Below are 18,213 nucleotides of genomic sequence, written 5' to 3'. Positions count from 1 at the left end.
ACGGTCATGTCGCTGTCCGACATCTCGATCCGCCGGCCGGTGTTCGCCACAGTGATGAGCCTGGTGATCCTGCTGATCGGCCTCATGGCCTATTCGCGCCTGACCGTGCGCGAGTACCCCAAGATCGACGAGCCGGTGGTCTCGGTATCGACCACCTACAAGGGCGCCTCCTCGGAGATCATCGAGAGCCAGGTCACCCGCACCCTGGAGGAGAGCCTGGCCGGGATCGAGGGCATCGACGTGATGACCTCGATCAGCCGGCCCGAGGAATCCCAGGTCAACATCCGCTTCCGAATCAACCGCGACCCGGATGCCGCGGCCGCGGACGTGCGCGACCGGGTCGGCCGGGCGCGCGACGTCCTGCCCGACGAGGTCGACGAGCCGGTGATCGCCAAGGTCGAGGCAGACAGCCAGCCGGTGATGTACCTGGCGTTCGCCTCCGACCGGCACAACGCCATGGAGGTCACCGACTTCGCCGACCGGGTGGTCAAGGACCGGCTGCAGAACCTGCCAGGCGTGGCCGAGATCCAGATCTATGGCGAGCGCGAGCAGGCGATGCGGATCTGGCTGGACCGGCTGCGCCTGGCCGCGTTCAACCTGACCCCGCAGGACGTGGAAGCCGCCCTGCGCCAGCAGAACGTCGAGGTGCCGGCCGGGCGGATCGAGGGGCTGGACCGCGAGTTCACCGTGCTCTCCGAGACCGACCTGCGCACCCCTGAGCAGTTCAACGACCTGATCATCCGCGACACCGGCGGCTATCTCGTGCGGCTGAAGGACGTGGGCCGGGCCGAGATCGGCGCGCTCGACGAGCGGATCATCGCCCGGTTCAACGGCAATCCGGCGGTCGCGATCGGGGTGATCAAGCAGTCCACCGCCAACCCGCTCGACGTCAGCACCGAGGTCAAGAAGGCGCTGCCGCAGATCGAGACGGCGCTGCCGCTCGGCATGAAGGTCGATGTCGCCTACGACAGCTCGATCTTCATCGCGACCTCGATCGACAACGTGTTCGAGGCGATCGGCGAGGCGATCGTCCTGGTGGTGATCGTGATCTTCGTGTTCCTGCGCAGCTTCCGGGCGACGCTGGTGCCGATCGTGACGATCCCGGTCTCGCTGGTGGGCGCCTTCATCTTCATGTGGGCGCTCGATTTCTCCATCAACACGCTGACCCTCCTGGCCCTCGTGCTGGCGGTGGGCCTGGTGGTCGACGACGCCATCGTGATGCTGGAGAACATCAGCCGGCATGTCGAGGACGGCATGAAGCCGTTCCAGGCGGCCCTGGTGGGGGCCAAGGAGATCCAGTTCGCGATCATCGCGATGACGATCACCCTGGTGGCCGTGTACGCGCCGATCGCCTTCCAGACCGGGCGCACCGGCCGGCTGTTCATCGAGTTCGCGCTGAGCCTGGCCTGCGCGGTGCTGGTGTCCGGGTTCATCGCCCTGACCCTGTCGCCGATGATGTGCTCGCTGCTGCTCAAGCACCAGGAGCGCCACAACGTCCTGTACCGCGTCATCGAGCGGGCGCTGGTCGGGCTTACCAACGGCTACCGGCGCAGCCTGCGCTTCGTGCTGACCGTGCCGGCGGCGGTGATCCTGTCGGGCCTGCTGGTGGCGGGCTCCGCCTGGTTCCTCCTGCGCGCCCTGCCGTCCGAGCTGTCGCCCAGCGAGGACCGCGGCACCATCATCTCGATCGGCATCGCGCCCGAGGGCAGCACGGTCGACTTCACCGACCGCTACGTGCGCGAGATGGAGAAGATCTTTTCCGGTACCGACTACATGGACCGGTTCTTCACCGTGGTGGGGTTCCCGGCGGTGACCCAGGGGCTGGGTTTCGTCGGCCTGGTCGACTGGGAGGAGCGGCCGGTCAGCCAGCAGGAGATCGCGGCCGGCATGGGGCCGAAGCTGTTCGGCATCCCGGCCCTGCTGGCGTTCGCGGTGAACCCGCCCTCGCTTGGGCAGAGCCCGATCGACAAGCCGATCGAGTTCGTGCTGCAGACTTCCAGCCCCTATGAGGTGCTGCAGGAGGCGGTGACGGCCATGCTCGGCGCGATCCAGGCGGAGGAGCCGCGCCTGGTGAACGTCGACAGCGACCTTAAGCTCAACAAGCCGCAGATCAAGTTCGAGATCGACCGCGAGAAGGCGGCCCTGATGGGCCTGGACGTCGACACGATCGGGCGCACCGTGGAAACCATGCTGGGCGGCCGGCAGGTCACCCGGTTCAAGCGCGAGGGCAAGCAGTACGAGGTGGTGGTGCAGGTCGAGGACGCCGACCGCAGCTCGCGGCGCGACCTCGAGCAGATCTACGTGCGCGGCGGCTCCGGCCAGATGATCCCGCTGGCCAGCCTGGTGACCAGCCAGGAGACGGTGGCGCCCAAGGAGCTCAACCACTTCAACAAGCTGCGCTCGGCCTCGATCACCGCGACCCTGGCGCCGGGCTTCACCACCGGGCAGGCGCTGGACTTCCTGGAGGCCACGTTCGAGCGCCTGCAGGACGAGGGGCGGATCCCGCAGACGGTGATCTACGACCTGAGCGGCGAGACCCGCGAGTTCCGCGAGGCGACCGGCGGGCTGTACGTGACCTTCCTGCTCGCCCTGGCGTTCATCTATCTGGTGCTGGCGGCGCAGTTCGAGAGCTGGATCGACCCGTTCGTGATCATGCTCACCGTGCCCCTGTCGATGACCGGGGCGCTGCTGGCGCTCAAGCTCACCGGCGGCTCGATCAACGTCTACAGCCAGATCGGGCTGGTGACGCTGGTGGGCCTGATCACCAAGCACGGCATCCTGATCGTGGAGTTCACCAACCAGCTGCGCGAGCGGGGCAGGGAGCTGCGGGACGCGGTGGTGGAGGCGTCGGTGCTGCGCCTGCGCCCGATCCTGATGACCACCGGCGCCATGGTGCTGGGCTCGGTGCCGCTGGCCCTGGCGGAGGGTGCTGGGGCGGAGAGCCGCCAGGCGATCGGCTGGGTGATCGTGGGCGGACTGACGCTCGGCACCTTCTTCACCCTGTTCGTGGTGCCGGTCGCCTACACGCTGCTCTCGCGCCGCCACCGGCCGAGCCATGCCGAGCCGCAGGCCGTCCACCCGCAGCCGGCGGAGTGACGATCAGCCGCCCATCCCGCGCCGGATTGCGAGGCGGCGCAGGGGCGTGAGGCGGTCGAGCAGGGTAAGGGCAGCACCCCTGGCCTGCGCGACTGGCACCAGCTCGTTGGAGAACAGCCGGGCCAGCCCGTCGGTCAACCAGATCGAGCGCGTGTTGGGGCCACGCCGGTCCCGCTCATAGGCGCGCAGGACGTCGGGCGAGCCCGGATCCCCCTTGTGGCGGCGCACCAGCCCCACGAGCGACGCCACGTCGGCCACGCCCATGTTGAAACCCTGCGCGTGGATCGGATGGACCCCATGGGCGGCGTCGCCGACCAGCGCCAGGCGCGGCGCCACGTAGCGGTCGGCATGCTGCCCGGACAAGGGCCAGGTGCCGACCGGGCTGTCGAGCTCCATCCTGCCCAGCGCATCGTCCAGGGCCTCCGCCAGCTCGGCCAGCAGGGCTTCGGAGGGGCCGGCGGCGAGCTGCCGGGCGCGCTCGTCGGTCTCCACCCAGGTGATCCCGGTGCGATCGGAACGCAGGGGCAGGGTCGCCAGCGGTCCGCCCCGGCGCATCCGCTCCAGGACGGCACCGCCATTGTCGGTGGTATGACGGACGATGAAGCCTAGTGCCGTATGTCCGTAGGTCCAGCGACGCAGCCCGATCCGGGCGAGGCTGCGCACCTTGGAGCCGCGGCCATCCGCGCCGATCAGCAGCCGGGCCGCCAGGCTCTCGCCGGTCTCGGTGCGCACGCTGATCCGGTCGCCGTCGCGGGAGATTGCCTGGACCCGGTCCGTGACCAGCCCGCCCTTGCCGGCGCGCTCCAGGAACTGGTCGAGCAGGATCCGGCGCAGGACCCGGTTCTCGAACCCCTGGCCGAACGGCCCGCGCGCCGGCGCATCCTCTTCGCGATACCCGACCTTGGCGGCGCTGCCGACGTCCAGCACCTCGACCTTGCGGATGGGCGCGCCATAAGGAGCCAGCTCGTCCCACAGGCCGAGCTTCTCCAGATGGGCGATGCTGCCGGCCAGCAGCGCCAGGGCGCGGCCATCCGCCGGGGCGTCTCGAATGGCGGCCGCCGGCATCGGATCGACCACCTGCACCTGGAGGCCGCAATCGTGCAGGGCGATGGCGGTGAGCAGGCCGGCATGGCCGCCGCCTACCACCATGATGTCGCACGAGCTGGTCATGAGGCGGCTCCCGCGGCTGGACCATGGAAACGCCCGCCGCTCGACGGGGCGCCGGACAGCGGTCTAAGCTCGGATCCGGTCAGGGTCATTCTGGTAGAAACCATGCGCGTCTTCGCTCTCACCGGCGCCTTGTTGTGCGCTGCCTCGCTGCCTGCGTCCGCCGATCAGGTCACCGATCAGCTCGACCTAGGCAAGCAGTACTACGAAGAAGGTGATCTCGCCGGAGCGATCAGCGAGCTTCAGTTCGCGATCCAGGACATCCGGTCGCAGCTTGCCGAGAAGTACCGAGAAGGCTTTCCGCCGGCGCCGGCCGGCTGGTCGTTCGAGGAAAGCACCGAGGACAACAGCGCCGCGATGGCGATGTTCGGCGGCGGCACCTCGGTGGCGCGCACCTATCAGGAGGACAACGGCAGCGGCACGATCGAGGCGACGATCTCGGTCGACAACCCGATGATCCAGGGCCTGGCCGCCATGCTGAACAACCCGGCGATGATGGCGGCGACGCCCGGGGCCAAGCGGGTGCGGGTCGGGCGTGACAACGCCATGGTGCAGTTCGAGGAAGGCGGCGACAGCGGCGAGGCGACCTTGATCGTGGGCGGCCGGATCATGCTGCAGCTCCAGGCGCAGGGCCTGGAGAACAGTCAGGTCCTGGAGGAGATGACGCAGGCCTGGAAGGTCGACGCGCTCAAGAACCTGTCGGGGATGTGAGCCCGACCTTGGACCACACGATCCTCTACTGGGCGCTGGTGATGACCGGCGTGACCATCAGCGCGCTCAGCAAGGGCGGGTTCGGCGGCGGCCTCGGCATGGTGTCGGTGCCGCTGATGAGCCTGGTGATGGCGCCGGCCCATGCCGCGGCGATCATGCTCCCGCTCCTGGTCCTGATGGATGCCATCGGGGTCTGGGCCTACCGCCACCATTGGAGCGGGCGCGCGGTGCTGGCGCTGCTGCCGGGCGCCCTGGTCGGGATCGTGCTCGGCACCCTGGCGTTCGGCTGGCTGTCCGATGACACGGTGCGGATCATCCTGGGCGCGATCTCGGTGCTGTTCGCCCTGGACTGGTTCCTGCGCCCGGCCGCCCGGACCGGGACCGGCAGGAAGCCCGGCACCGTCTCGGGAGCGATCCTGGGCACTGCCGCCGGCTTCACCAGCACGATCGCCCATGCCGGCGGGCCGCCGGCCAACCTCTATCTGGTGCCGCTGAAGCTCAACAAGACCGTGTTCGTCGGCACGATGACCATCCTGTTCGCCGGCATCAACCTTGCCAAGCTGCCGCCCTATTTCGCGATCGGCCTGTTCGACGCCACGATCGTCGAGACGATCCTGTGGATGCTGCCGGTGGCGGCCCTGGCGATGGTGGGCGGGGTCTGGCTGCACCACCGGGTCAGCGACCGCTGGTTCTATCCGCTGTGCGTGGGCTTTGTGCTGCTGACCGGCCTGAAGCTGCTCTGGGACGGCGTCACCTGAGGCGCCGGCCGGCCAGGACGCTCCCGGCCGGCCGGACCCGTCAGGGAACCAGCAGGGTGCAGCCGGTGGTCTTGCGGCTCTCCAGGTCGCGATGGGCCTGGGCCGCATCGGCCAGCTGGTATTTCTGGTCGACCTTGACCTTCACCGCACCGCTTCCCACAACCTCGATCAGGTCGTTGGCGCAGGCCAGCAGCTCGTCGCGGGTGGCGACATAGGTGAACAGGGTCGGCCGGGTCAGGAACAGGGAGCCCTTCTGGGCCAGCAATGCGGTGTCGAACGGCTCGATCTTGCCGGAGGACTGGCCGAAGGTGACCAGCATCCCGAGCTTCCGCAGGCAGTCCATGGACTTCAGGAACGTGTCCTTGCCGACCGAGTCGTAGACGACGTCGACGCCCTTGCCGCCGGTCAGCTCCTTGACCGCGCCCACGAAGTCGTCGCGGGTGTAGATGATCGGGTGGTCGCAGCCATGGGCCTTGGCAAGCGCCGCCTTCTCCTCCGAGGAGACCGTGCCGATCACGGTGGCGCCCAGATGCTTGGCCCACTGACAGACCAGCAGGCCGACGCCGCCGGCCGCGGCATGGATCAGGATGGTCTGGCCGGCCTGCACCTTGAAGGTCTGCCGGAGCAGGTACTGCGCGGTCATGCCTTTCAGCATCATGGCGCAGGCAGAATCGTCGTCGATGGTCTCCGGGATCGGCACCAGGGTGGCGACCGGCATCACCCGCAGGTCGCAATAGGCGCCGGCCGGGCCAGTGCCGTAGGCGACCCGCTGGCCGGGCTTCAGCTCGGTCACGCCGTCGCCGACCGCTTCCACCAGGCCGGATGCCTCGAAGCCCGGCGTGTAGGGCAGGGGCGTGGGATAGAGGCCCGAGCGGAAGTAGCAGTCGATGAAGTTCAGCCCGACCGCCTTGTGCCGGACCAGCACCTCGCCGGGGCCGGGCCGGCCTGGCTCGTAGCTGTCGGTCTTGAGCACCTCGGGCCCGCCGGTCGCGCGCATCAGGATTCTGGTCGCCATCCACCCTGTCCTTCTCGGGTTCGTTCGTGTGTTTCTCAGTTGCCGCCCATCGCGCCGACGCGCAAGGCGGCTGCGGCCAGGGCCTCGGCCAGTCCGGCCGCCTCGGTGATCGGCGGGGTGCAGGTGGCGGCGACGCAGACATAGGCGGTGGGCCGCCCGTCGACCATGCCCTTGCCATGGGCCGGATGATGCGGCGGCAGGCCCTCGCCGTCGGCGACCTGCTGGACGGTGCGGTGCGGCAGGGCCGTGGTCAGGGCCACCCGGCGCAGCGGCTCCAGGCTGGTCGTTGGACTGCCCACCAGCGCGACCTGGACCGGCGCCTCCAGCGCCATGACCGCAGCCAGGAAGGCGGCATGGCCGGCCGGCTGCCGGTTCACCTCGCCCGCCACCGAGCGCACCAGGCGGTCGGCCCGTTCCCGCCATTGCGGGCGGCCATCCAGGACATGGGTGATCGCCAGGCATTCCAGGAAGGTCGCCAGCGCCGCCGGGGTCGGACCGTCATAGGCGGTCTTCGGCCGGACCAGCAGGTCGGTGGCGCCGCTCGCGGTCAGCCGGTAGCCGCCGGCCGGATCGGCGAAGTCCTGCTCCGCGGCCTCCAGGATGGCGATCGCCCGCTCCAGCCAGACCGGCTCGGCGCTTGCCTCGTACAAGGCCAGGGCGGCCCGCGCCATCTGCGCATGGTCGTCCAGCAGGCCCAGTTCCAGGCGGCGGCCGGCGCGCCACGCATGGCGCACGCCCCCTGCCGGCGTGCCGAGCCTGGCCATGGCGGCCTGCCAGGCGCTGGCCGCCAGCGCCAGCCAGTCCGGCTCGTCGAACACCACGCCGGCCCGCGCCAGGCCCTGGATCATCAGCCCGTTCCAGTCGGCCAGCATCTTGTCGTCGCGGGCCGGGCGCGGGCGCAGTTCCCGCGCTTCCAGCAGCTTGGCGCGCAGGGGGGCCAGCGCCTCCTCCTCGTCGGGCGGCAGGAGGCCCGGCTGGTGCAGGCGGTTGAGGACGTTGCGCCCTTCCCAGTTGCCAGCCTCGGTGACGCCATAGGCCAGCGCAAAACGTTCGAAATCCGGCCCCAGGACCTGCGCGACCTCGGCGGCATCCCAGCAGTAGAACTTCCCTTCCTCGCCCTCGCTGTCGGCGTCCAGGGCCGCGGCGAAGGCTCCCTCGGTCATCATCTCGCGGCTCAGCCACTCCACGGTCTCGTCAGCGCGCACGTGGAACAGCGGGTCCGGCTCGATCAGGTGCAGTTCGGCCAGCAGGCCCAGGAGCTGGGCATTGTCGTAGAGCATCTTCTCGAAATGCGGCACCAGCCAGAAGGCATCCACCGAGTAGCGGGCATAGCCGCCGCCCAGATGGTCGTAGATCCCGCCCTGGGAGATGCGGGCCAGGGTGTGCAGCAGCCGGCGCTCGATGGTCTGGTCGCCGGTGGCCAGCGCCACCCGGCGCAGCAGGTCGAGGATCGGCCCCTGCGGGAATTTCGGGGCGCCCTGCAGGCCGCCATGGATGGTGTCGAACCGCTGGGCCAGGGCCTTGGCGGTCCGGGCCACCAGGGACAGCGCCACGCCCTCGCCCTCGGCCGGCCGGCCGAGTTCCGCCAGCGCGGTGACCAGCTGGTCGCGGTTGCCCAGCAGCCGGTCGCGGTCCTCGCGCCAGATCCGGGACAGCTGCTCCAGGACCTGGGTGAAGGACGGCCGCCCATAGCGCGGCTCGGGCGGGAAATAGGTGCCGCCCCAGAACGGTTCGCCGGCCGGGGTCAGGAACATGGTGAGCGGCCAGCCGCCCTGCTCGCCCAGGAGATGCAGGGCATGCATGTAGATCTGGTCGAGGTCCGGGCGCTCCTCGCGGTCGACCTTGATCGGCACGAAATGCTCGTTCATCAGCCGCGCGATCGCCTCGTTCTCGAAGCTCTCATGGGCCATCACATGGCACCAGTGGCAGGCGGCGTAGCCCACCGACAGGAGGATCGGGACGTCGCGCTCGCGTGCAAGGGCGAGGCTCGCTTCGTTCCACTCCCGCCAGTGCACCGGGTTGTCGGCGTGCTGAAGGAGATAGGGGCTGGTGGCATCGCGTAGCAGGTTGGCCAAGGACCATCTCCGCGAGAAGGGGGTCGGGACGAGCGGAGGTTTTCGACCGGCCGCCATGGTCCTAAGGATGTGGGGCGGCTCCACGCTAAGGGCGAGGCGGAAATGAAAGTCAGCATTGATATCGATTGCACCCCGGAAGAGGCGCGGCACTTCCTGGGGCTGCCGGACGTGGCGCCGATGCAGAAGAGCTTGATGGACACGCTGGAGAACCGGCTGTCGGACGCGATCAACGCCACCGACACCAAGCAGTTGATGGAGACCTGGCTGCCGCTCTCCAAGGGCCTGGAGCAGTGGCAGACCATCTGGGGCCAGATGATGGCGACCGCTGCCGGCATGAAGCCGCCAAGCCCGTCCAAGGGCGACAAGAGCTGAGCAGCGGCACGATCTGGGCCTGGGCGACCCCGCCCGGGCGCTCCGCGGTCGCGGTGCTGCGGATATCCGGCCCGGGCGCCGATGCGGTCCTGCAGGCCCTGGGCGTCGCCCGGCTGCCGGCCGCGCGCCGGGCCAGCCTGGCGCGGCTGCGCGATCCGGCCGACGGTCAACCGATCGACCAGGTCCTGCTGCTGCGCTTTCCAGGGCCTGGAAGCTTCACCGGCGAGGACCTGGTCGAGATCCAGCATCATGGCGGCGTAGGGGTACGGCGGATGCTGGCTGCCGCCCTGGGCGGCCTACGAGGGCTGCGGCCGGCGGAGCCGGGCGAGTTCACTCGGCGCGCCTTCCTGAACGGGAAGCTCGATCTGGCCGAAGTGGTCGGGCTGGGCGATCTGATCGACGCCAGCACGGCGAGGGCAGCGCGCAGCGCGCTGTTGCGCCTGGAAGGCACGCTCAGCCGGCAGGTCCAGGCCTGGTGCGGGCAGATCCTGGACCTGCGCGCCGGCATCGAGGCGGAGCTCGATTTCGCTGCCGACCAGGCGGACGTGGCGGGCGGTGCGGTGCAGAGGGCCGTGCCGGTTCTCCACGAGCTTGCCGACACCCTGCGGGATGCACTGCGGCGCGCGCCCGCGGCGGAGCGCCTGCGCCAGGGGCTGGTGGTGACGGTGGTCGGAGCGCCGAATGTCGGCAAGTCCAGCCTGGTCAATTTCCTGGCCGGGCGCGAGGTGGCGATCGTCACCGAGCGGCCGGGCACCACCCGCGATCCGATCGAGGTGGAACTGGACCTGGACGGGCTGCCGGTCACCCTGATCGATACGGCCGGACTACGCGACACCGACGACCCGGTGGAGCGGGAGGGCATCCGGCGGGCGCGCGAGAAGGCCGAGGGCGCCGATCTGGTGCTGGAGCTGGTCGATGCCAGCCAGAACGCGCCCCTGCTACCGCCAGAGCCCGAGGAACGCCGCCTGCGGGTGGCGAACAAGGCGGACCTGGCCGAGGCGCCGGCGGGCCTGCTGGCAATCTCCTGCCGGACCGGTCAGGGCATCGACCAACTGCTGGCGCAGATCACGGGCCGGTTCGGGATCGGGGCCGCGGAGGAGCTGGCGGCGGTGCCGGCGGATGCACGGGCGCGGGCGGCGGCGCAGGAGGCGCTGGTGGCGATCGAGGCGGCGCTGGCGGCGGTGCCGCTGCAGGAGCCGGTCCTGCTGGCCGACGAGCTGCGCCGCGCTGCCCAGGCCCTGGCGCGGATCACCGGGCTGGGCGACAATCCGGATGAGGTGCTCGGGCGGATCTTCGCCCGGTTCTGCATCGGCAAGTGACGCGCCGTTTCACGTGAAACGTCACTCGACCTCGTCGGCCGGCTCGCGCCAGACACCCAGCCGCTCCGAGGCGATCCGCCGGATCGCAGCGGCGGCCTGGGGGTCCGCGGCCAGGAAGCGCTCGAACACGTCGGCATGCAGCTCGAGCAGGTGGCAGTAGCCCATCGCCACCACATCGGCGCGGCGCGGCTCCCGGGTCAGCAGGCCCAGTTCCCCGAAGAAGTCGCCAGTACCTAGCCGGACCGGTTCGTCGAGCATCACCTCCACCGCACCGCTGGCGATGAAGTACATCCGGTCCCCGATCGAGCCGACCCGCACGATCCGCTCGCGCGGCAGGGCCATGCGCGGCCGCAGCAGCCGGCTCATCGCGGTGAGCTGCTCCGGCTCCAGGTCCTTGAACAGCGGCAGGTCGCGCAGGAGGTTGCGGACATCCATGCGCAGGTCCAGCCGGGGCGCCCGTTCCAGGCGCTTGGCCCGCTGCCGGGTCGCCTCCATCAGGTCGCGATAGACCGGCGGGGTGATCAGCCGCTCCTGCAGCATCTGCTGGTAGGCTTCCTCCTCCATCCGCAGCGCTGCCCGGTCCATGTAGCGGGCCCGCAGCGCCTCGGCATATTCGGGATACTGCAGTTCCAGCGCGTCGAAGCTGCGCTCGGTCAGCTCCTGGCGATCCTCCAGCACGTGCAGGGCGGTCTCGGCGATGCGCGGCTCGAACAGCATCGGCAGGCGGTCCTTGGCGAACTCGCCGAGCTCGGCCAGCACCCTCCGGCTCACCAGCATGACCTCGAACCGGTCGGCCAGCTGCATGGCGAGCGGCGTCGACCAGCGGAAGGTGCGCTGGCTCCAGGCAGCCATCCGCATCGGCGTGTCGAACCGGGTCAGGCGCTTGGCTACCGAGCGGTAGCCCCGGGCGCCATCGGTCTGCAGCGCGTCCTGCAGCCGGTCGGTGTTGCCCAGCAGCTGCGAGGCGGTCCGCCGGCCCACCAGACCCCGGCCGATCTCCGCCACGTAGAGCTCGGCCTCGCGGCGAGTCAGGGTGAACAGCGCGGCGGAGAGCTGCTGGGCCAGCATGTCGTCGCCAAGCGGCGCCACCCGGCGTGGCGTCGCTAGGCGCGCCTTGTAGAGCCGGTCGATCTCCGGCGAGGTCTCCGGGTCGATGCCCAGGCGGACCGCCTCCAGGCGCAGCTGGTCCAGCATGTTGGACTGGCTGAGCTCCAGCGCCCGGTTGCGCACCATCCGCTCCAGCGGTCCCAGCTGGTTGAGCTTCAGCCAGTGGATCAGCGGGCGCAGGGTGGTGCCCTGCACGAACAGGGTGAACAGGACGTAGGAGACTGCCACCACCTCGACCAGGTGCTGCACCTCCTCGGAGATCCCGTCGAACTCGGACACTGCCAGGGCCAGGGCCAGAGTGACTGCGCCACGCAGGCCGCCCCACAGCATGACCGCGCGGTAGGCGCTCCGGATCGGCTTGGCCAGCTTGACCATGGTCAGCAGCGGAATCACCGCGTAGAGCACGAAGATCCGCGCAGTGAAGGTCGCGAGGATCAGGATCACCAGCAGGAGCAGGTCGGTCAACCGGAACTCGGCCAGCACCTTTGGGATCAGCATCGCCGCCAGCACGAACACCAGCGAGGCCGCCCAGAAGCCCAGCTGCGTCCAGACCTTCTGCATCGAGGCCCAGGCCCCGCCGCTGACCCGCCGACGACCGAGATAGCCAAACACCACCCCGGCCGCGACGGTGGCCACCACGCCCGAGATGTTCAGCACGTGCTCGCCGACGATGTAGGCGATGTAGGCGAGCGCCAGCGACAGGGTGATCTCCGCAGGACCCGTCGAGTCGAGCTTGTTCAGGACAGTGGCGCCCAGCCGCCCGAGCAGCACGCCGAACAGGCCTCCGCCGATGAAGTCGCGCACGAAGGTCAGCAGGATGCTGACCGGGTCGCCGTCGCCACCGGCGCGCAGGGCATCGATGAACGCGCCGAACAGGGCGATCGCGGCGGCGTCGTTCAGCAGGCTCTCGCCTTCCACCAGGTCGGACAGCCGCCGCGGCGCCCCCACTTCCCGGAACACCCCGATCACCGCGATCGGGTCGGTGGTGGCGACCACGGCACCCAGCAGCAGGCAGCCGGCCAGCGGCACCACGGTGAACGGGTCGAGCGAGGCGCCCACCACGATCGTGGTGACCAGGACCGCCAGCACCGCCATGGCCAGCACCGGGACTGCATCGTCGCGCAGCGCCCGCGCGTCCAGGCTGATCGAGCTTTCGAACAGCAGCACCGGCAGGAAGATCAGCAGGAGCGTATCCGGCGGGATCGACAGATCGGCCAGGTCACCGAGAAGGTGGGAGACCTGGGTCGGCAGGGTGGCGGCCACCTCGCCGCCGGCCAGGTACAGGACCGAGCCGATGGCGATCCCGCCCAGCGCCAGCACAGTGGTGGCCGGCAGGCGCAGGCGCTCGGCCAGGACCGGGACGAAGGCGGACAGACCCAGCAGCGCTGCGATGGCCAGGACAGCGAGCACGATCGAGGACATGTGGTTTCCCTGCGGTGCAACTTCGCCTATCACGCTCAAGGCCTGCCTTTGAAGCGCCCTGCCGGGTCAAGCGCCTGATTCTCCCCTAATATTGTCGGTATTTCATGGACCAGTTCGACGTGATCGTGATCGGCGGTGGTCATGCCGGGGTGGAAGCCGCCGCTGCCGCCGCGCGGCTGGGTGCGCGCACCGCGTTGCTGACGCAGCAGGCGGGTGCGGTCGGCCGGATGTCCTGCAACCCGGCGATCGGCGGGCTGGGACGCGGCCAGCTGGTCCGGGAGGTCGATGCGCTGGACGGCATCATGGGCCGCGCGATCGACCGGGCCGGGATCCAGTTCCGGATGCTGGCGGCCGACAAGGGTGCCGCGGTGCGCGCGCCCCGGGTCCAGGCCGACCGCAAGGCTTACGAGCGGGCGGTGCAGGACCTTCTGGCCGAGCAGGCTGGATTGCAGGTGCTGGAAGCGGAGGTGGTCGACCTGATCGTCCGCTCGGGGCAGGTTGGCGGCGTGGTCCTGGCCGATGGCCAAGAGCTGAAGGCGGGAGCGGTGGTCCTGACCACCGGCACCTTCCTGCGCGGCGAGATCCATCTGGGCGACGAGCGCCGTCCCGCCGGCAGGCTCGGCGAGAACCCCGCGGTCCGGCTGGCGGAGCGCCTGGCGGCGACCGGGATGGCGATGGGCCGCCTCAAGACCGGAACGCCGCCCCGGCTGCGCCGCGACAGCATCGACTGGACGAGGCTGCAGGAGCAGCCGGGCGACCAGCCGCCGACGCCGATGTCGTTCCTGACCCGGTCGATCGACCGGCCGCAGGTCGATTGCCGGATCACCTGGACCAACCCCTCTACCCATGCGCTGATCCAGGCGGATCTCGCCCGCTCCCCGGTGTTCTCCGGCCAGATCACCGCCGGCGGCGTGCGCTACTGCCCGTCGATCGAGGACAAGGTGGTGCGCTTCGTCGACCGCAGCCGGCACCAGATCTTCCTGGAGCCGGAAGGCGCCGATGATCCGCTGGTTTATCCCAACGGGATCTCGACCGCGCTGCCGCGCGAGGTGCAGACCGCGCTGGTCCGCTCGATCGATGGGCTGGAGCGGGCGGAGATCGCCCAGTTTGGCTATGCGATCGAGTATGACCATGTCGACCCGCGCGAACTGGACCCGCGGCTGGCGGTGCGGCGCCTGCCGGGCCTGTTCCTGGCCGGGCAGATCAACGGCACCACCGGCTATGAGGAAGCGGCCGGCCAGGGGATCCTGGCGGGTATCAATGCAGGTCTGACAGCCGGCGGCGGCGCCGGTTTCGTGCTCGATCGGGGCCAGGCGATGATCGGGGTGATGGTCGACGACCTGGTGTCCCGCGGGGTCACCGAGCCCTACCGGATGTTCACCAGCCGTAGCGAGTTCCGCCTGCGCCTGCGAGCCGACAACGCCGATCTGCGCTTGACCGGGGCCGGAATGGAACTGGGGGTGGTTGGCCTTGCCCGCGCCGCGGCCCATCGGGCGAAGCTGCGCGCCATCGACCAGGGGCGGGCGCTGTTGCGTGGCATTGCGGTCAGCCCGGCTCAGGCCGTCCTCCACGGGATCAGGGTCAACCCGGATGGCCGGCGCCGCAACGGCTTCGACCTGCTCCGTCAGCCTGAGGTCGCCATCGAGCAGCTTCACGGACTGGCGCCGGCGCTGGCAGAGCTGCCGGCCCCGGTGGTCGAGCAGCTGGTGATCGAGGCGCGCTACGCCACCTATCTGGAGCGGCAGGATGCCGAGGTGCGCCGTTTCCGTGCCCAGGAGGCGCTGAGCCTGCCGGCCGAACTGGATTACGCGGCGATCCCGGGGCTGAGCGCGGAAGTGGTGGCGGTGCTCTCCCGGGTCCGGCCCGGCTCCCTGGGGGCCGCCGCCCGGATCCCCGGCGTCACTCCGGCGGCCACCGCGCGGCTCCTGCGGTTCATCGAGCGGCCGGAGCGGTCTGGCCAGGGAGTGGCGGCATGACGCCCCTGCGCCCGATGAGCCCGAACGAGTGTGGCGCGCTGCTCGGTGTTTCACGTGAAACGCTGGACCGGCTCCGCCAGTGGGTGGACCTGCTGGAGCTGTGGCAGCAGCGGATCAACCTGGTGGCGGCCAGCACCTTGCTGGACCCGTGGCGCCGCCATGTCCTGGACGGCGGGCAGATCCTCCGACATGCGCACGGGGCGGAGGTATGGGCCGATCTCGGCACCGGACCCGGCGTGCCGGGCATGATCCTGGCGATCATGGGCGTGCGGCAGATGCATCTGGTGGAGAGCGACCAGCGCAAGGTCGCCTTCCTGCGCGAGGCGGCGCGGATCACCGGCACCGAAGTGGAGATCCACGCAGTGCGGATCGAGCAGGCGCGGCTGCCGAAGCTGGACGTGGTGACCGCCCGCGCGCTGGCGCCTCTGGGCAAGCTTCTCGACCTGGCGGCACCGCACATGAACGGCGACACAATCGCCCTGTTCGCCAAGGGTCAGGCCCTGCCTACGGAATTGACCGACGCGGCGCGGCACTGGCATATGAGGCAGGACGTCCTGCCGAGCCTTTCGGATCCGAGGGGCAATATCCTGCGCGTCTGCGAGGTCGTACGTGTCGACGGTCGTCGAGTTCAAGAGCGGGCCTAAGGCCCGGATCATCGCGGTTGCCAACCAGAAGGGCGGCGTGGGCAAGACCACGACGGCCATCAACCTCGCCACGGCGCTGGCGGTGGCGGGCAAGCGCGTGCTGGTGGTGGATTTCGACCCGCAGGGCAATGCCTCGACCGGCCTGGGCGTGGATCGCTCGGTGCGGACGGTGACCGCGTATGAAGTGATCACCGGACAGGCCCCGATCGCCGACGCGCTGACCGAGACGGCGGTGCCGGGCCTCACCCTCATCACCTCCACGGTGGACCTGTCGGCCGCCGAGGTGGAACTGGTCGATGACGGCAAGCGCAGCTACCGGCTGCGCGACGCGCTGCTGCGCCTGGAGGACCGCTTCGACTATGTGCTGATCGACTGCCCTCCCTCCCTTGGCGTGCTGACGGTGAACGGCCTGGTGGCGGCCCATGCGGTGATCGTGCCGCTGCAGTGCGAGTTCTTCGCCCTGGAAGGCCTGAGCATGCTGCTGCGGACGGTGGAGCGGGTGCGGCGCACCCTCAACCCGCGCCTGCAGATGCACGGGATCGTGCTGACCATGTTCGACAAGCGCAACAATCTGTCGGAGCAGGTCGCCGAGGACGTGCGCAGCTTCATGGGCGAGCGGGTCTACGAGACGGTGATCCCGCGCAACGTGCGGATTTCCGAAGCCCCCTCGCACGGCAAGCCGGTCATGATCTATGATGTCCGCTCGGCAGGGGCGCTGGCTTATGCGCATCTGGCCGGCGAGGTACTCCGACGGGATCGACGGATGATGGCAGCAGCGCGGTGAAGCACGACCCTGACCATCCGGCGGTACGCCGGCGCGGCCTCGGCATGGGGCTGTCCGCCCTGCTGGGCGAGGATGCCGGCACCATCTTCGACGGCGACGAGCAGGCGGCCCGGCCGACGCCCAAGGGCTCCCGGGTGGTGCCGATCGAGCAGCTGACGCCCTCTGCCCACCAGCCCCGGCGCAGCTTCGACGAGGACGAGCTGGAATCGCTGGCCGATTCCATGCGCCGCCATGGCCTGCTCCAGCCTCTGCTGGTCCGCCCCAAGGGCGATCAGGGCTACGAGATCGTGGCGGGCGAGCGGCGCTGGCGGGCGGCGCAGCGGGCCGGGCTGGACGAGGTGCCGGTCCTCATCCGGGAACTGGGCGAGCGAGAAACCCTGGAGATCGCGCTGGTCGAGAATGTCCAGCGCAAGGACCTCTCCCCACTGGAAGAGGCCGATGCCTACCGGCGGCTGACCGACGAGTTCGGCCATACCCAGGAGGACATTGCCTCGGTGCTCGGCCGCAGCCGCAGCCATGTCGCCAACACCATCCGCCTGCTGGCCCTGCCCCCGGCGGTTGCTCGGCTCCTCGAGGACGACAAGCTCACCGCTGGCCACGCCCGGGCGCTGCTCGGCGCCCAGGACCCGGCCAAGCTCGCCCAGACCGTGGTCGACGAGGGGCTGAACGTCCGGCAGACCGAGGAATTGGTCCGGCGCCAGGCAGCGGATGTTCCGGGCAAGGCGGCCACGCGCCGGATGGCGCCGGATGCCGACGTCCAGGCGTTCGAGGAGCGGCTGTCGCGCCGGTTCGGCCTGCCGATCGCGATCCGGCAGAAGAAGGATGGCGGCGAGCTGGTGGTGCGCTGGCGCACCCTGGACCAGCTCGACCGGTTCCTGAACCTGGTGGGCAGCGAGGAAGGCTAGGCCTCGACCAGCCGGCGCATCACCGCGATGGTGGCGGCGTCGGCCGGGAAGAAGGTCTCCAGCGCCAGCTCCGACAGGGTCACGTCGATGGGCGTGCCGAACACCGTGGTGGTGCTGACGAAGGCCAGCGGGCCGTGCCGGGTCGCCAGATGAAGCTGCACCGCGATCCCCGGATCATCCGGAGTGGCGGCGGCGCGTCGCGCGCCAGGCTCCGGCCTGGGATAGGCGGCCAGTTCCTCGAACAGAGTGGCCAGGACCGGATCGGCGGTGAGCTCGACCTGGCGGTGCAGGCGGGCCAGCAGATGGGCGCGCCACTCGCCATGGTTGACGATTCGTTGCGCCAGGCCGTCCGGGTGCAGCGATAGCCGCAGGGCGTTGACCGGCGGGCGAAGCAGCACTTCCGACACGCCCTCCAGCAGCGGTGCCACCGCCCGGTTGTGAGCCTGGATCGTCCAGTGCCGGTCCAGGGCCAGGGCCGGATGGGGCTCATGGCCGGTCAGGATGGTGTCTATCACCCGGCGCGCCTCGGCCAGCGCCGGGTCGGCCAGCGGCCGCTCCGGAAAGGCCGGCGCGAAGCCGGCCGCCACCAGCAGCACGTTGCGATCGCGCAGGGGCACCTCCAGGCATTCCGCCAGCAGCAGGATCATGTCGCGGCTGGGCTGCGCCCGGCCGGTCTCCAGGAAGGAGAGATGCCGGGCCGACACTTCCGCTTCCAGCGCCAGCGCCAGCTGGCTCAGCCGGCGCCGCTGCCGCCAGCCGCGCAGGAGATCGCCCACCGGCTGGCGGGGCATGGAGATCATGGTCATGCCGCCCTTCTAGCGGCAGCGACCCCGGCAGGCGATGACCTCCGAGGTAATCGATT

The 18,213-nt window shown here is 70.1% G+C and carries 14 protein-coding genes; 9 read left to right on the top strand and 5 right to left on the bottom strand.

The annotated features are described in order from the left end of the window. The first annotated feature begins 6 nt into the window (after positions 1–6). Complete coding sequence (locus tag GEMRO_RS0108225) at positions 7–3,096, top strand: efflux RND transporter permease subunit (protein ID WP_027133601.1); 3,090 nt, start codon at positions 7–9, stop codon at positions 3,094–3,096. Between the two features lie 3 nt (positions 3,097–3,099). On the opposite strand, the gene GEMRO_RS28455 is transcribed toward GEMRO_RS0108225, so the two are convergent. Continuing rightward, positions 3,100–4,266, bottom strand: coding sequence for an FAD-dependent monooxygenase (locus GEMRO_RS28455; protein ID WP_051328843.1), 1,167 nt, complete (start codon positions 4,264–4,266; stop codon positions 3,100–3,102). Positions 4,267–4,368: 102 nt separating this feature from the next. Here GEMRO_RS28455 and GEMRO_RS0108215 point away from each other — a divergent pair, with 102 nt between their 5' ends. Continuing rightward, entirely contained in the window at positions 4,369–4,974 is a 606-nt protein-coding gene (locus tag GEMRO_RS0108215; protein WP_027133600.1) for a hypothetical protein, read from the top strand. A gap of 8 nt (positions 4,975–4,982) precedes the next feature. After that, positions 4,983–5,732 (top strand): sulfite exporter TauE/SafE family protein, encoded by a 750-nt coding sequence (locus GEMRO_RS0108210; protein ID WP_084506704.1) that lies wholly within the window; start codon positions 4,983–4,985, stop codon positions 5,730–5,732. Between the two features lie 40 nt (positions 5,733–5,772). Here GEMRO_RS0108210 and GEMRO_RS0108205 read toward each other — a convergent pair whose 3' ends face one another. Together GEMRO_RS0108205 and GEMRO_RS28450 are read right to left on the bottom strand one after the other, a co-directional pair. Beyond that, on the bottom strand, positions 5,773–6,747 hold the full coding sequence (locus GEMRO_RS0108205) for a quinone oxidoreductase family protein (protein ID WP_027133598.1): 975 nt from the start codon (positions 6,745–6,747) through the stop codon (positions 5,773–5,775). A 35-nt stretch (positions 6,748–6,782) separates the two neighbouring features. Beyond that, positions 6,783–8,822 (bottom strand): thioredoxin domain-containing protein, encoded by a 2,040-nt coding sequence (locus tag GEMRO_RS28450; RefSeq protein ID WP_035484950.1) that lies wholly within the window; start codon positions 8,820–8,822, stop codon positions 6,783–6,785. Positions 8,823–8,924: 102 nt separating this feature from the next. On the opposite strand from GEMRO_RS28450, the gene GEMRO_RS0108195 reads away from it, so the two are divergent. Then, a complete protein-coding gene (locus GEMRO_RS0108195; protein ID WP_027133597.1) occupies positions 8,925–9,194 on the top strand; it encodes a DUF6489 family protein in 270 nt (89 codons plus the stop codon). Continuing rightward, the gene (mnmE, locus tag GEMRO_RS0108190) at positions 9,191–10,513 is read left to right on the top strand and encodes a tRNA uridine-5-carboxymethylaminomethyl(34) synthesis GTPase MnmE (protein WP_027133596.1); all 1,323 of its coding nucleotides are present in this window, start codon (positions 9,191–9,193) and stop codon (positions 10,511–10,513) included. The genes GEMRO_RS0108195 and mnmE overlap by 4 nt, the downstream gene beginning before the upstream one ends. Before the next feature lie 21 nt (positions 10,514–10,534). On the opposite strand, the gene GEMRO_RS28445 is transcribed toward mnmE, so the two are convergent. Beyond that, complete coding sequence (locus GEMRO_RS28445; RefSeq protein ID WP_051328842.1) at positions 10,535–13,042, bottom strand: cation:proton antiporter; 2,508 nt, start codon at positions 13,040–13,042, stop codon at positions 10,535–10,537. Positions 13,043–13,146: 104 nt separating this feature from the next. On the opposite strand from GEMRO_RS28445, the gene mnmG reads away from it, so the two are divergent. From mnmG to GEMRO_RS0108165, 4 genes are read left to right on the top strand one after another with little or no spacing between them, the layout of a single operon-like run. Beyond that, complete coding sequence (gene mnmG, locus GEMRO_RS0108180) at positions 13,147–15,018, top strand: tRNA uridine-5-carboxymethylaminomethyl(34) synthesis enzyme MnmG (protein WP_027133595.1); 1,872 nt, start codon at positions 13,147–13,149, stop codon at positions 15,016–15,018. Next, positions 15,015–15,662 (top strand): 16S rRNA (guanine(527)-N(7))-methyltransferase RsmG, encoded by a 648-nt coding sequence (rsmG, locus tag GEMRO_RS0108175; protein WP_240476629.1) that lies wholly within the window; start codon positions 15,015–15,017, stop codon positions 15,660–15,662. Before mnmG ends, rsmG begins: the two co-directional genes overlap by 4 nt. After that, on the top strand, positions 15,628–16,446 hold the full coding sequence (locus tag GEMRO_RS0108170) for a ParA family protein (protein ID WP_035484948.1): 819 nt from the start codon (positions 15,628–15,630) through the stop codon (positions 16,444–16,446). The genes rsmG and GEMRO_RS0108170 overlap by 35 nt, the downstream gene beginning before the upstream one ends. Next, positions 16,443–17,351 (top strand): ParB/RepB/Spo0J family partition protein, encoded by a 909-nt coding sequence (locus tag GEMRO_RS0108165; protein ID WP_027133592.1) that lies wholly within the window; start codon positions 16,443–16,445, stop codon positions 17,349–17,351. The genes GEMRO_RS0108170 and GEMRO_RS0108165 overlap by 4 nt, the downstream gene beginning before the upstream one ends. Here GEMRO_RS0108165 and GEMRO_RS0108160 read toward each other — a convergent pair. After that, positions 17,348–18,151, bottom strand: coding sequence for a helix-turn-helix transcriptional regulator (locus GEMRO_RS0108160; protein WP_205625121.1), 804 nt, complete (start codon positions 18,149–18,151; stop codon positions 17,348–17,350). The two genes, GEMRO_RS0108165 and GEMRO_RS0108160, sit on opposite strands and share 4 nt — an antisense overlap. Positions 18,152–18,213 lie beyond the last annotated feature (62 nt).

Origin of the sequence: Geminicoccus roseus DSM 18922 (assembly GCF_000427665.1) — a bacterium.
In the GTDB taxonomy this organism is placed as follows: domain Bacteria; phylum Pseudomonadota; class Alphaproteobacteria; order Geminicoccales; family Geminicoccaceae; genus Geminicoccus; species Geminicoccus roseus.
This window is presented reverse-complemented; position numbering and strand designations above follow the sequence as displayed.